The organism is Variovorax sp. dw_954 (assembly GCF_018449755.1).
In the GTDB taxonomy this organism is placed as follows: Bacteria; Pseudomonadota; Gammaproteobacteria; order Burkholderiales; family Burkholderiaceae_C; genus Variovorax.
Genome location: NZ_JAAVVD010000021.1, coordinates 114,241 through 127,711, shown reverse-complemented (window position 1 = coordinate 127,711; position 13,471 = coordinate 114,241). Strand labels below are relative to the sequence as shown.

General features: G+C 63.0%; 13 protein-coding genes and 1 pseudogene. 9 read left to right on the top strand and 5 right to left on the bottom strand.

The annotated features are described in order from the left end of the window. Positions 1 to 40: 40 nt before the first annotated feature. The 4 genes from HB681_RS27355 to HB681_RS27340 form a co-directional block, all read right to left on the bottom strand. Positions 41 to 1,213: an acetyl-CoA acetyltransferase gene (locus HB681_RS27355; protein ID WP_213958020.1), complete on the bottom strand. Its 1,173-nt coding sequence runs from the start codon at positions 1,211 to 1,213 to the stop codon at positions 41 to 43. A gap of 59 nt (positions 1,214 to 1,272) precedes the next feature. Next, positions 1,273 to 2,826, bottom strand: coding sequence for an AMP-binding protein (locus tag HB681_RS27350; protein WP_213958019.1), 1,554 nt, complete (start codon positions 2,824 to 2,826; stop codon positions 1,273 to 1,275). Positions 2,827 to 2,983: 157 nt separating this feature from the next. Continuing rightward, positions 2,984 to 3,574 carry a MarR family winged helix-turn-helix transcriptional regulator gene (locus tag HB681_RS27345; protein WP_213958018.1) on the bottom strand — a complete coding sequence of 197 codons (591 nt, stop codon included), beginning with the start codon at positions 3,572 to 3,574 and terminating at the stop codon, positions 2,984 to 2,986. 349 nt (positions 3,575 to 3,923) lie between these two features. Next, the gene (locus HB681_RS27340) at positions 3,924 to 4,904 is read right to left on the bottom strand and encodes a LysR family transcriptional regulator (protein ID WP_213958017.1); all 981 of its coding nucleotides are present in this window, start codon (positions 4,902 to 4,904) and stop codon (positions 3,924 to 3,926) included. A gap of 182 nt (positions 4,905 to 5,086) precedes the next feature. Between HB681_RS27340 and HB681_RS27335 the strand changes: the two genes are divergently transcribed. The 9 genes from HB681_RS27335 to HB681_RS27295 all read left to right on the top strand — a co-directional run bounded on the left by HB681_RS27335 (position 5,087) and on the right by HB681_RS27295 (position 13,314). Further along, complete coding sequence (locus HB681_RS27335; RefSeq protein WP_213958016.1) at positions 5,087 to 5,980, top strand: branched-chain amino acid ABC transporter permease; 894 nt, start codon at positions 5,087 to 5,089, stop codon at positions 5,978 to 5,980. Between the two features lie 10 nt (positions 5,981 to 5,990). Next, positions 5,991 to 6,884 carry a branched-chain amino acid ABC transporter permease gene (locus HB681_RS27330; RefSeq protein ID WP_213958015.1) on the top strand — a complete coding sequence of 298 codons (894 nt, stop codon included), beginning with the start codon at positions 5,991 to 5,993 and terminating at the stop codon, positions 6,882 to 6,884. Beyond that, positions 6,871 to 7,641 carry an ABC transporter ATP-binding protein gene (locus HB681_RS27325; RefSeq protein WP_213958014.1) on the top strand — a complete coding sequence of 257 codons (771 nt, stop codon included), beginning with the start codon at positions 6,871 to 6,873 and terminating at the stop codon, positions 7,639 to 7,641. Before HB681_RS27330 ends, HB681_RS27325 begins: the two co-directional genes overlap by 14 nt. Then, a complete protein-coding gene (locus HB681_RS27320; protein WP_218511088.1) occupies positions 7,629 to 8,336 on the top strand; it encodes an ABC transporter ATP-binding protein in 708 nt (235 codons plus the stop codon). Before HB681_RS27325 ends, HB681_RS27320 begins: the two co-directional genes overlap by 13 nt. A gap of 44 nt (positions 8,337 to 8,380) precedes the next feature. Further along, positions 8,381 to 9,529 carry an ABC transporter substrate-binding protein gene (locus HB681_RS27315; protein ID WP_213958012.1) on the top strand — a complete coding sequence of 383 codons (1,149 nt, stop codon included), beginning with the start codon at positions 8,381 to 8,383 and terminating at the stop codon, positions 9,527 to 9,529. A gap of 80 nt (positions 9,530 to 9,609) precedes the next feature. Then, the gene (locus HB681_RS27310) at positions 9,610 to 10,758 is read left to right on the top strand and encodes an ABC transporter substrate-binding protein (RefSeq protein WP_213958011.1); all 1,149 of its coding nucleotides are present in this window, start codon (positions 9,610 to 9,612) and stop codon (positions 10,756 to 10,758) included. Between the two features lie 103 nt (positions 10,759 to 10,861). Then, positions 10,862 to 11,668: an SDR family NAD(P)-dependent oxidoreductase gene (locus HB681_RS27305; RefSeq protein WP_213958010.1), complete on the top strand. Its 807-nt coding sequence runs from the start codon at positions 10,862 to 10,864 to the stop codon at positions 11,666 to 11,668. A 19-nt stretch (positions 11,669 to 11,687) separates the two neighbouring features. Beyond that, positions 11,688 to 12,365, top strand: coding sequence for an aspartate/glutamate racemase family protein (locus HB681_RS27300; protein WP_213958009.1), 678 nt, complete (start codon positions 11,688 to 11,690; stop codon positions 12,363 to 12,365). Between the two features lie 79 nt (positions 12,366 to 12,444). After that, the gene (locus tag HB681_RS27295; protein ID WP_345944761.1) at positions 12,445 to 13,314 is read left to right on the top strand and encodes an SMP-30/gluconolactonase/LRE family protein; all 870 of its coding nucleotides are present in this window, start codon (positions 12,445 to 12,447) and stop codon (positions 13,312 to 13,314) included. Here HB681_RS27295 and HB681_RS38405 read toward each other — a convergent pair. Then, positions 13,315 to 13,437 (bottom strand): annotated as a pseudogene (locus HB681_RS38405) (helix-turn-helix domain-containing protein); the annotation flags it as partial. It abuts the gene before it with no gap. Positions 13,438 to 13,471: the final 34 nt, after the last annotated feature.

The following is a 13,471-nucleotide window of genomic DNA, read 5'->3' as shown; positions in this document are numbered from 1 at the left end:
AGGCTCGCGGACGCATCGCGCGGCGGGCACGTCGCCGTGCTCACACCAGCCGCTCCAGAATACTGACATAGGTCACACAGGCCGAACCGCCCAGATTGCTGATCGCGCCAAGTCCGGCGCCGGGCACCTGGAGGCTGCCCGCCGTGCCCGTCAATTGCATCGCGGCGAGCGCGTGCATCGACACCCCCGTGGCGCCGATCGGATGCCCCTTGGCTTTCAGGCCGCCCGACACGTTGATCGGCAGGCGGCCATCACGAAGGACCCAGCCCTCGTCGATGGCGGTGGCACCCTTTCCCTTGGGCGTCAGCCCCATGGCCTCGTACTGGAGGAGTTCCGCAATCGTGAAGCAATCGTGCACCTCCGCGAAGTCCAGGTCGTGCACGATTGCTCCCGCCCGCTCGAACGCGCGCGACCATGCCGTGGCCGTGCATTCGAAGGCAGGCATGTCGCGGCGCGCTGTCGGCATGAAGTCACTGACGTGCGCGGCGGCCCTGAAGGCTACGGCCTTGTGCTTGCTTCGGGCAACGTCTTCACTGGCCAAGATGATGGCTGCCGCGCCGTCCGACACCAGCGAGCTGTCGCTTCGCTTGATCGGCCCGGCCACGATGGGGTTGCGCTCGCTGACGTGGCGGCAGAACTCGAAACCAAGATCTTTCCGAATATGCGCCCATGGATTGAAGGTGGCGTTGTAATGGTTCTTGGCCGCGATCCGCGCCAATGCATCGTCCTGGGGACCATGCAAGCGGACGTATTCGTTCTGAATGTCCGCCCAGGCTTCGGCAAAGCCGCCCTCAGCTGTGTAGTGCTCGTCCTTTCGATAGGACGCGCGCACGAGAATGTCGCGCACCGTTGTGCCGGGCAGATGCGTCATCTTTTCCGCGCCCACAACCAGCACGATGCGCGCGTCGCCCGCACGGATCGACTTCAGGCCCTGATAGACGGCCGCGGACCCGCTGGCGCAGGCGTTCTCGACTCGGGTGGCGGGCTTGAACCGCAGGTCAGGGTGCGCCTGAAGCACGAGTGACGATGGAAAATCCTGCTCGTCGAGGCCGGCATTGAAGTTGCCAAGTACGATCTCGTCGATCTCCGAAGGCGCGACTTCTGCGTCCTCCATCGCTTGCCGCGCCACCTCGACGATCATGTCCTCGAGCGACGTGCCGGCCAGCTTTCCGAAGGCGGTGTGGCCCCATCCAACAATACATGGTCCTGACATGATGTCTCCTTCTTCTTTGGCGTCTTCAAACGCCGGCGAAGTGTTCGCCGTTCGAGATGCTAGATCGAGCGCCCCGTGCCATCCCAGAAGCGGGCACGGATTTCTTTCTTGCTGACTTTGCCGACGGCCGACCGCGGCAGGGAAGGCCAGATCTCGATGCTCTTGGGCGCCTTGGCGCTGCCAAGCCGGGACTTGCACAGGGCCAGCAGGTCCTCCTGGGACGCGCTCATCCCCGGCTTGAGTTCGATCACCGCCTTGACCGCCTCGCCCCATTTCTCGTCGGGCACGCCGATCACCGCGCATTCCTGCACCGCTGGATGCGACCAGACCACCTGTTCGACTTCGGCCGGATAGATGTTCAGCCCGCCGGAAATGATCATTTCTTTCTTACGGTCGCAGATGAAGACGTAGCCGCGGGCGTCCTTGTAGCCGATGTCCCCGCTGCGCAGCCATCCGTTGACGAAGGTGGAAGCCGTAGCGTCCGGCTTGCGGTAGTAGCCGAGCCCGACCAGCGGCCCGTTCATCACCAGTTCGCCCATTTCCCCTACCGACAGGAAGCGGCCCGAATCATCGATGACCTCGACGCGCGTCATCAGCGTGGGACGGCCGCAGCTTGCGAGAAGCGAAACATGGTCCGGCGACTCCACCGCCAGCCGATGATCATCGGGCGTGAGCAAGGTACATATGAGAGGCGCTTCCGATTGGCCCCAGGTCTGGGCCATGACCGGCCCGAAGATCTCCATGCACTGCTTGAGCTTCTCCACCGACATCGGTGCGGAAGCGTAGTGGAAGCATTCGAGAGAGCTGTAGTCGTGCTTGGCCGCATCGGGATGCGACAGAAGCATGTAGATCGCGGTCGGCGGCAGATGCACGTGCGTTGCGCGGCGCTCGTCGATCGTTGCGAGGAAGCGTCCGGCTTCGAAGCGATCGTGCATGATCACATGGCCGCCCGCGGCGAACAGATAGATCGCTAGGCAACCCGCGGCATGCGTCATGGGCGTGGCGGCAAGGTAGACCGGCTGCGCTCGAACCGGCATCGCGGCGAAGAAGCTCGCCGCCTGTACATCCCAGGCGAGCCCGGAAATCATGGCGCCCTTGGGCGCGCCCGTGGTTCCGCCGGTGCTGTAGATGGATGCCAGGTCGTGAAACGAGGCTCCGGGGTCCGGCGCCTCGCCGGTGTAGGCCGCGGCGATCTCGCGCAGTCGCTGATCGGAACGCTCGCCCGCATCGAGCCGGATCGACAGCCTGATTCGTGGGCACACTTTCAGAAGACGCTCCACCACGCCGGAAAACTTCGAGTGATAGAACAGCACCGAAACGTCGTTATTCTGGATGATGGTGCTGTTCTCTTCTTCGGAATTCAGGACGTTCAGCGGCACGAAGACGCAGCCCGCACGATAGATGCCGAGCATCGCTTCGACCATTGTGACCGCGTTGGGACTCAGGGTTGAGATCTTGTCGCCCGGCACCACGCCCCGAGCGCCGAGCGCCAGAGCGATGCGGTGCGAAGCATCGCGGACTTCTTCGTAAGTCCGAACCTCCAGGTCGTCTTCAAGACAGGGACGGTCCGCATGGCGCGCTGCGCCGTAATCGAAGAGCGAGATGACACCCATCGTTCTAGGCGGCAGCCCCACTGGCTGGGGCTACCGCCACCCTTTAGTTGCAATGGCTGCACTCTAACCGGCTAAGGCGATTTATGTCAACATCACTTAACTATTTAGTCTAGCTTGATTAAATTGGCGGCGCGGACCCGACCCCAGCCCCGTCCCTCTACGCCTTGGGCGTTGTTTTCCTTCGGGAGTGCGGCTTGCTTCGCGCAACGCCAGAGATTGTCTTCAACAGGCAGTCCTGCCCCAAGGCATCCAACCGGCCCGCATACACGGTCAGGACCTGGGCCGACTCGGGCTCCAGCATGGCAGCCAAGGTGCGGAAGAAGGTGACGGTACCTTTCGCTCCGACATGGTGGAAGCCGCGATTGAAAATGTCCTTCTGCAAATCATCGAGCCGGCGCATGAGCTCGAAGCTTTGCGGTGTCGGCAGAATCACGCGCTTTCGCCTGTCGTCAGGATCAACCTCCTGCGTCAGATAGCCCTGCGAAAAAAGCCGCTTGAGAACCTGGGAGAGGGCCTGGTTGCTGATGCCGAGCAACGCACCCATCTCGCCAACGGTAAGCCGCACATCTCGCGTCGCAAGGAAGAGGACCCGATGATGGGCGCGCCCCATGCCGTTTTCCGCGAGGGCGTCATCGCAGCGCCGAGACAACGTCCGGATGAACTGCAGGCAAAGGTGCAGTCCCAATTCCAAGCGCGCCGCCTCTTCCGAGACGCAGTCGAGCACTGCGGGCTCAAACTCTAGTTCCATCCGTTCACCTCCACAGTCGCGCGCCAAGAAGGACAGCGCTTCGCCACCGGCGGGCCGCGAAAACGCCATCCGAACGCGAAATCCGAAATGCCTGCAGCCCGCGAAAATTCCGGGGGAAGCCGGGCCATGCAAGCTTGAAAAGCCAGGACGCAATGAGTCCTGGGAAATGCGCGGCCGCATGCCGGCAGCGCGGCAGCGTCGACGCGAAGCGCCCGGTTTTTCCGCTTCCGACTGCCTTCTTCCGACCGCCGATCCCACCCCGTTCCCTGCTTGTGTCTTCGCGGGCTCGGCGTGGCATCACTCCCATGCCAGCGTCCCGCACGCAACCGTTCATTGTATCGCCCGGGTCCTAGGCGGCAGGACGCCGGGCGCGCGGCTTGGTCGACCATGCGTGACGCATGGCGCTCCATGCCTGCGAAATCGACTGTTCGTTCAGGCGAGACTGCAGGCTCACGAACCGAAGTTGGCACTCGATGCTCACGCGATCGGCAATCACAAGATGGCGCGCGGCGGCTTCCGCCTCGGCAATCGAATCGCGGACCAGGCTCAATCCGACGCCGGACTCCACGAGGTCCAGCATCGACGCTTCCCGATCGCTGGTTGCCGATCGCTGGGGCGTGATGCCTAGCGGGCTGAAGACCGACGTGAGCAACCAACTGTGAGCTGAGAATTCCGGCGCGGAGACCCAAGGTAGCTTGGCGAGGCTCTTCCAGTTCTTGCCGCGAACGCGTGCCTCCCACTGCGCAGGTGCGGCGACGCGATAGAGAACGTTGCGCAGAGGTTCGGAATGGAAGCGCGTCTTGATGGCGAGCCTGTCATTTGGCGATGCAATCCGATCGCGGGTGCCGGCGGCGCCACCGGCCGGCGGCAGCTCCAGGCAGTAACCGACATCCAACTCCTGCCGAGACAGCTTCATCAGGACCTCGTCGCTCATGCAGTGCGTCAGCCTGAGCTCGGCTTTTGGCGCGCAACTGACCAGTTCTTTCAAGAACGAGGCCAGCTTGATGACCTCCGCGTCAAGGATCGTGCCGATCCGAAGCATCTGTTGATGCGTGCCCTTCAGTTTGGCCACCTGCTGACCGAAGCCTTCGAGGGCGAGCAGGGTCTTGTCGGCTTCCAGCAGCAGGCGCGCCCCCTCGGTCGTCAACACCAGGCCACTGGGCGAGCGATGAAAGAGCACCAGCCCGATCAAGGACTCCAGGCTCTTGATCTGAAGGCTGACAGCAGGCTGGCTGAGGTGAAGCGTTTGGGCCGCGACAGATATGGAGCCTGCGCGGGCCACCGCCGCGAAACATCGCAGCGTCTGAAAGTTCTGAGGGACCAGCGGCATTTGAAGATCTTATACCCCCTCGGCAGAACTCATTAGACGCGCCCCGGCAGTCCTGCCAATACTCGCCGCATGAGACAAATCGACCCTGGAGACAAGGGCATGCATCCGTTGTTCCTTTCCGTGCGCCGGCAAGGCCGCGCGGCATTGCCGCTTCACCGGAGAACGCGCGCAGCGTACTTCTCATGATCGGCCAGCAGCTCCTCAACGGGGTAGTGGCAGGAAGTGTCTACGCGTTGTTCGCACTCGGCTTCACCCTGATCTTCAGTGTGAACCACATCCTGAACATGGCCCATGGCGCGGTCTTCATGGTCGGCGCGTTCACCGGACTGGTATGCGTGACACGCCTTGAGTTGCCGATTGCCCTGGTCTTCGTGATGGCCGCCGCATGCGCCGGCATGCTCAACGTTGCACTCGATCATCTTGCTTTCAGACCCCTTCGAAAACGCCGCGCGCCGGAATTCTCGGCCATCATCTCGAGCGTTGGGGCCGGGCTCATCATCATGAGCGTGGTGCAGCGCCTGTCGGAGACGCGGGTCCTGCGATACCCCTTCGGCACCTTTCCGGTGGTGGTGTTCGAGATACTGGGGCTGCGCGTCACCCTCATCAATTGCGTGATGGTCGGCACGGCGCTCGTGTTGTTCCTGGCACTGATCTTCTATCTGTTCCACACGCGCTTCGGCGCACAGTTGCGCGCCGTGGCCGTGAGCGAGCGCGCGGCCGCTCTGCTGGGGATCAATTCCCAGGCCATCTATTTCCAGGCCTTCTTCATTTCGGGTGCCTTTGCCGGCATCGCGGGCGTCCTCATCGGCATCGCCTACAACTCGGTGCACTACATGATGGGTGAAGGCTACATGCTCAAGGCATTCGTGGTGATCGTCCTCGGCGGCCTCGGCAGCATTCCGGGCGCCCTGCTGGCCGGCCTGCTGCTGGGAATCGTGCAGACCTTGACGGTCGCGTACCTCTCCACCGGCCTGAGCGACGCCATCATCTTCTCCATTCTCTTCGTCACCCTGCTGGTGCGACCCACAGGATTCTTCGGCTACATCCGCAAAGAGCGCCGCGTCTGCCGCGAATGAGCCCATCACCATGAACGAATACCTTGCCAGCTTCGTGCCACTCATCTGTCTGACGATCCTCAATTGCGGCCTTGCCTTGAGTCAATACGTTGTCTTGCGCGTGGGCGTTTTCTCCGTGGCGACCGCGGCGCTCGCTGCCATGGGAGCCTACACCGCAGGCGGGCTCGTGCTTCGCTTCGGAGCGTCCACGCCCATCGCGGTGCTGGCCGGGACACTGGTCGCCACGGGGGCGGCGCTGGTGCTCGCCATTCCGTTGAGCCGACTGCGCGGGGTGTTCCAGGCCATCGCGACGGTGGCGGCCGTGCAGATCAATCTGTCGCTGGTTCTCTACTACGCGGACTGGACGGGCGGCCCGCTTGGTCTGAATGGGATACCGCGCTCCGTCGGACTCGCGGAACTCCTCGTGTTTCTGGCCATCGTGCTGCTATTGCTGATACGCATGGGCCGCTCGCACGCAGGCGCCGCCTTCGACGCCATCCGGCAGGACGAGACCGTTGCCGTCTCGCTTGGCATTCGGGTCGCCCACTATCACTTTCTGGCCTTTGGGCTGAGCGGGGCCATCGCCGGCGCGACCGGCGCGCTGATGGCTTGCTACAACCACGTCGTGGTTCCGGAGGAGTTCGGATTCAACATGCTGGTGTCGGTCCTGACGTTCGTCGTGCTCGGCGGCTCCAGGTCCGTGCTGGGCCCGATCGTCGGAGCCGTGATCCTGTCCCTGCTGCCAGAGGTTGCGCGACCCTTCGCCGAGAACCGGCTGGTCATCCACGGCGCGCTCCTGATGGTCGTCATCATCTACCTGCCGCTGGGCATTGCCGATTCGCTCGCACTGGCGACGCGTCGCCGGCGCACGCGGCTTGCCCTCACGGGACAACTCGACGCGGGGCGAGCCAATGTCACTGCTTGAACTCGACGGCGTTTCGCGGCAGTTCGGGGGACTCTGGGCGGTTCGCGGCGTAAGCCTGAGCGTTCCTGCCGGCCGTATCACTGGATTGATCGGTCCCAATGGTGCGGGCAAAAGCACCATCGTGAACATGATCGCCGGCCTGACGGCGTTGACCGAAGGGCGCATTCTCTTGGATGGCGCCGAGATCCATCGGCAGCAGCCGGGCCAGGTGGCGAGACTGGGCATTGCACGCACGTTCCAGAACGTGCGCCTGCTCAACGAGGCGAGCGTCGTCGAGAACATCGCGGTGGCTTGTCACCACCACCAGGGCGTATCGGCAATGGCCGAAGTGTTCGGCCTGGGGACGGCTCGCGCGGCGCAGGCCCAGGCGTACGCGCGAGCCCGGGAACTGATCGCCATGTTCGACATGGAACGCTACAGCGACTTCCTGGCCGGTGAGCTTTCCTACGGGCACCAGCGGCGCGTCGAAATCATGCGCGCGCTGGCGATGAAGCCGCGCGTCGTTCTCCTCGACGAGCCGGTCGCCGGCATGAACGACGTCGAGGCGCAGCAATTGGCTGTGCACTTTCGCCGCCTCGCCTCGGAGGGCATCGCGCTCCTTCTGATCGAACACAACATGCAGTTCGTCATGTCGCTGTCCGACCAGGTGCACGTCATTGCCGCCGGTGAACTGATGACCAGTGGCACGCCGCGCGAGGTGCGCAACGACCCGCGGGTGATCGCCGCCTACCTCGGAGACGAGCAATGCTCCGCGTGAAGAATCTCAGCTCCAAGTACGGAGGCATCCTCGCGCTGGACCAGGTGTCCTTGGAGGTCAGCGCAGGCGCCACGGTCGCGCTCATCGGCAGCAACGGGGCCGGCAAGTCGACGCTGCTCAACACCCTGGTCGGTGCACAGCCCGATGCCGGAGGCGAAGTGGTGTTCATGGACCGGCCCCTGCTCGGGCTCGAATGCTTTCGCATCGCCCGTCATGGAATGCTGCTGGTGCCGGAAGGGCGCCAGATCCTGGCGCCGCTTTCCGTTCGGGAGAATCTGGAACTCGGCACGCAGGCGCGGGGAGCGCGCAAAGCGCGGTATGACCTCGGCGATGTGTTCGAGTTGTTTCCCCGGCTGAAGGAAAGACAAGGCCAGGTTGCGGGCTCGCTCAGCGGGGGCGAGCAGCAGATGCTTGCCATCGGACGCGCATTGATGGGGGCCCCGGAGATATTGCTCCTGGACGAGCCAAGCCTGGGGCTGTCGCCCGTCATGGTCAACCTGGTATTCGACACGCTTCGTATGTTGAATCGAAACGGGCTGACGATCCTCATCGTCGAGCAGAACGCCCGACGCGCGCTTCAGATCTCCAACAAGGCCTATGTGTTGGAGCGCGGACGCATCGTGCGGCAAGGCGACAGCGAGGTGCTTCGCAATGACCCCGAAATCGCCACGCATTACCTCGGAGAAGCGGCCTAGCCGCTACTCGGCGCGTCTTCGCTCACTTTTTCAAAGGACGAACCATGAAGACAATGCATCTTTCAAGGCGTTGGGCGGTACTCGGGATGGGGGTCGCGATGGCACTGGGAGCGGATGCAGCGAGCGCGCAGTCGAAGGAATACGTCATCGGCGCTCCTGTGGCGCTGACAGGGCCTTACGCCTGGGTCGGGGTGCCCAGCCGCGAGGGTATGGATGTCGCGATCGCCGAACTGAACGACAGCGGCTATCTGGGCACAGGCAAGCTGAAGGTGCTCATCGAGGATACGGGAAGCGACAAGTCGCAGGTCGTCGCCTTGATCAATCGCTTCGCGAGCCGCGACAAGGCGCTGATGATTCTCGGCCCCAGTTCCAGCGTCGAAGGCATGGCGGCGGCGCCCGTTGCCAACGACCTGAAGATCCCGATGCTCTCTCCGACCGCCGCATCCGACCGGATCAACAAAGCAGGGCCCTGGACTTTCCGAATGCCCGCCAGTCCGAGCGCGGTCTCTATAGAGGTGTGCAACTATGCCGTTAAGAAGCTGGGCATCACGTCGGTGGCGCTGGTGGTTGCCCGCGACAACGACGCCATCGTGACGCTGCACGATGCCACCTTGAAGTGCTTCAAGCAGCACGGCGTCAATGTCGTTTTCAACGATTCGGTGCTCGCCGCCGAGAGCGATTTCCTGGCGCTGCAGTCCAAGATGATTGGCTCGAAGCCTCAGGCGCTGTTTATGGCGTTAGGCGGCGAGCAGGCCGGAAACTTCGCCGTACAGGCGCGCCAGAATGGGATCGACGCCAAGGTCCAGTTCATGGGCGGACCTGCGATGGGCGCGGGTCAGTTCCTCACCATCGGCGGGGGCGCGGTCGAAGGGACCATTTATCCCGCCGACTACTTCGCGGGACTCGCCGGAAACGACAATAAGCGATTTGTTGCCGCCTACGAAAAGCGCTTCAACCGGCAACCGGATTTTGGTGCCGCGCTGGGCTATTCGGCGGTGAAGATGGCGGCGGCGGCCATCAAGTCCTCGGGGCCCGATCCGACACGCGATCAGATTCGCGACGCGCTGCGGTCCATCAAAGACCAATCTTCCATCATCGGAGCAGGCCGTTTCTCCTTTGATGAAGATCGAGGTGGAAGCTATACGCCATTAATTCTCCGGGTCAAAGGCGGAAAGATCGGCACCGCCGAATGAGCGACTCAGAACTTCCCTCCCATGAACTCGGCAACCAACGTTCATTCTGCGCTCACTCACTCTTTCTCGAAGGAATAACCATGAAGCAAAGGCACTTTTTGAGGCGTTGGGTGGGGCTCGGAACCGGGCTCGCCGTGGCACTTTCTGCGAACGCAGCGAACGCGCAGCCGAAGGAATACATCATTGGTGCCCCCGTGGCGCTGACGGGGACATACGCCTGGGTCGGAGTGCCCAGTCGCGAGGGGATGGATGTAGCGATCGCCGAGCTGAATGAGAGCGGCTATCTGGGCACAGACAAGCTGAAAGTGATTGTCGAGGATACCGGTAGCGAGAAGTCGCAGGTCGTCGCCTTGATCAATCGCTTCGCGAGCCGCGACAAGGCGCTGATGATCCTCGGTCCCAGTTCAAGCGTTGAAGGAATCGCGGCGGCGCCGGTAGCTAATGATCTGAAGATCCCGATGCTCTCTCCGACCGCCGTTTCCGACCGGATCAACAAGGCAGGGCCGTGGAGCTTCCGGATGCCCGCCAGCCCGAGCGCGGTCTCCATCGAAGTCTGCAACTATGCCGTGAAGAAGCTAGGCACCAAGTCGGTGGCACTTGTGGTCGCCCGCGACAACGACGGCGCGGTGGCACAGCATGACGCGGCACTGAAGTGCTTCAAGGAGCATGGAGTCAACGTCGTGTTCGATGATTCGGTGCTCGCCGCCGACAGCGACTTCCTGGCGCTGCAATCCAAGATGATTGGTTCGAAGCCCCAGGCGCTGTTCATGGCGCTAGGGGGCGAGCAGGCCGGGAACTTCGCCGTGCAGGCGCGCCAGAACGGCATCGACGCCAAGGTCCAGTTCATGGGCGGACCTGCGATGGGGGCGGGTCAGTTCCTCACCATTGGCGGGGGCGCGGTCGAAGGGACCATTTATCCGGCCGACTACTTCGCGGGACTCGCCGGAAACGACAACAAGCGCTTCGTTGCCGCCTACGAAAAGCGCTTCAACCGGCAGCCGGATTTTGGTGCCGCGCTGGGCTATTCGGCGGTGAAGATGGCGGCGGCGGTCATCAAGTCCTCAGGCTCCGATCCAACGCGCGAGCAGATTCGCGCCGCGCTTCAGTCCATCAAGGACCAGGCCTCCATCGTCGGCTCGGGGCGCTTCTCCTTCGATCAGGATCGGGGTGGGACCTACACGCCCGTGATTCTTCGCGTCAAGAACGGAAAGATCGTCGCGGCCGAATGACGTACTTCGGATCGACGATGCGACAGGTCCTTTAGGGGCTCGCACGCATCAGCGGAACGGCGGCCAAGCCGTATCAATCATCAACTAGGAAAGGTTTCTGGAAATGTCAGCGAAGAGGCTTGAAGGAAAGATCGCGATCGTGACGGGCTGCGGCAGCTCCGCACCCGGCTGGGGAAACGGCAAGGCCACCGCCGTTGTGTTCGCGCGTGAAGGCGCCACCGTAATCGGGACGGACGCCAATCTCGAAGCCGCGGAGGAAACGCGCAAGATCATCGAATCCGAAGGCGGCCGTGCCTTCATGTACGCTTGCGATGCGCTCGACAGTTCCCAGGTGCGCGCTTTCGTGGAGAAGGTCGTGCAGCAGTTCGGCCGCATCGACATTCTGGTCAACAACATCGGCGCGTCGGCGCCCGGCGGGCCGGTTGAGATCTCCGAAGAAATGTGGGATGCGCAATTCAACATCAATGTCAAGAGCGCCTATCTGGCCTGCAAGTTCGTCCTGCCGGTGATGGAGCGCCAAGGCAAGGGCGCCGTCGTGAACACGGGGTCCATCTCTGCGCATCGGTACACGGGCAAGCACCAGGTCGCCTACTCGGCAAGCAAGGCCGGGCTCGTGCAGTTCACGCGAGCGACTGCCGTGATGTACGCCCCGAAGGGGATCAGGCTCAACACCGTCATTCCGGGACTGATCAACACGGGTGCGCTTAAGGCGCATGCCGACCGCTACGGCGTCGACTACGACGCGATGTCCGAGGGACGCAACAAGGCGGTGCCGATGTTGCACATGGGTGACGCATGGGACGTGGCCTATGCATCGCTCTATCTTGCGTCCGACGAAGCGAAATACATCACCGGCATGGAAATCCCGGTCGACGGCGGCATCCGGCTCACGACCGGCATGTCGTATTGAACACAATGAAGGAAAAACGATGCCGCAGAATCCACTGATCGCACTCGTACACGCCATTCCGGACTCCATGCCCGCGGCCATCGCGGCTTTCGAGGCAGGCTGGCCGGAAGCCGATCTCGTGAATATCGTCGATGACTCACTGTTCCACAACCTCAGTTCCGGCAAGGCCGACCGGGAGGCGGCCGTGGCGAGATTCCAGGCCCTGACGGAGTACGCGCTCGGGCCGACCACGGACGGCCGCAGGCCGCAGGCCTTGCTGTTCTGCTGCTCGGCATTTGCCTATGCGATCGAGCTTGCGCGCGCCGGCCGGCAGGTGCCGATTCTCACGCCCGCCGAAGCTGGCCTAGAGCAGGCGCTGCAAACCGGCAGGAGAATCGGACTGGTGGTGTCTACCGACCCGGTCATGCCTCCGCTGGCCGAGGAACTGGCCAACATCGCGCGTGCCATGGGGCGCGACTATGAATTGGTGCCCATCGTTGCCGAAGGCGCGATCGCTGCCCTGCGCGCCGGTGACGGGGAAGCGCATGACCGCCTGGTGATCGAGGCGATTGCCGCGGCGCCCGCCACGGACGTGGTGCTGATGGGGCAGTTCACCATGTCCCGCGCCGCATCGGTCGTTCCACGCGATCGCATGCCACCCGTGCTGACGACGCCAGGAGCAGCTGTCCATAAACTGCGCGCGCTGCTGCAGCATTGAAAACGCGAACCGCTTCACAAGGTCCAGAGTCCTCATGTTTGAACTTCCTCCTCCCATTACCACCAGGATCTTTGCCCGCGTGCCCAATGACACCGCGGCGGGGCCCATCGATCCGGAATGGACGGCGGGGCAGCTTGCGATCGCCCCGGCGCACGGCGTTCTGGAGGGTCCTTCCTTCGATCTCGACGGCAACCTCTACTGCGTGGACGTTCCGCGGGGCTGCATCCACCGCATTGCGCCGGACGCCAGTGTCGAGCTCTTCATCCAGTATGACGGCTGGCCCTGCGGATTGAAGATCCATCGTGACGGCACGATCTTCGTCGCCGACATGAAGCACGGCCTGATGAAGCTGGACCCCAAGACGCGACGCATCGAACCGGTGGTCACGCGCTACAAGCTGGAGCGATTCAAAGGCATCAACGACCTGTTCTTCGCTCGCAACGGCGACATCTATTTCACTGACCAGGGGACCACCGGATTGCATGACGCGACCGGCCGGCTCTTTCGCCTGAGTGCGTCGGGCGAGTTGACCTGCCTGCTCGACAACATTCCGAGCCCTAACGGCTTGGTCATGAATGCCGACGAGACGGTTATCTACCTTGCCGTCACTCGTGGCAATTGCATCTGGCGCGTGCCGCTGCTGCGCAACGGCATGCCGTCGAAGGTCGGCCTGTTCATTCAGATGACCGGAGGATGGGGGCCAGATGGCATCGCCCTGGACACCAAGGGCCGCCTCGTGGTCACGCATGTGGGCTTGGGCATCGTGTGGCTCTTCGATCCCTCGGGTGAGCCGGTCTACAGGATCAAGGCATGCGAGGGCACGCACGTGACCAACGTGGCCTATGGCGGCCCGGACGGCGCCACGCTCTACATCACCGAGTCGCATTCCTCGACCGTGCAGGTGGTGGAATTGGATGCACCCGGAAAGCCGATGTATTCCCACCACTAGCAGCGTCTTGGCGATCACTTCATCGACGCGCGCATCGTCGATGGTTCTTGGCGGACCGCTGCGCGGCGCATCCAGCAGGCCATCGAACCGATGAGCAACGAACCGTGCCCGCCACTTACTCACCATCTGCGTATCTGTCCGAGCAGCCCCGTTGCTT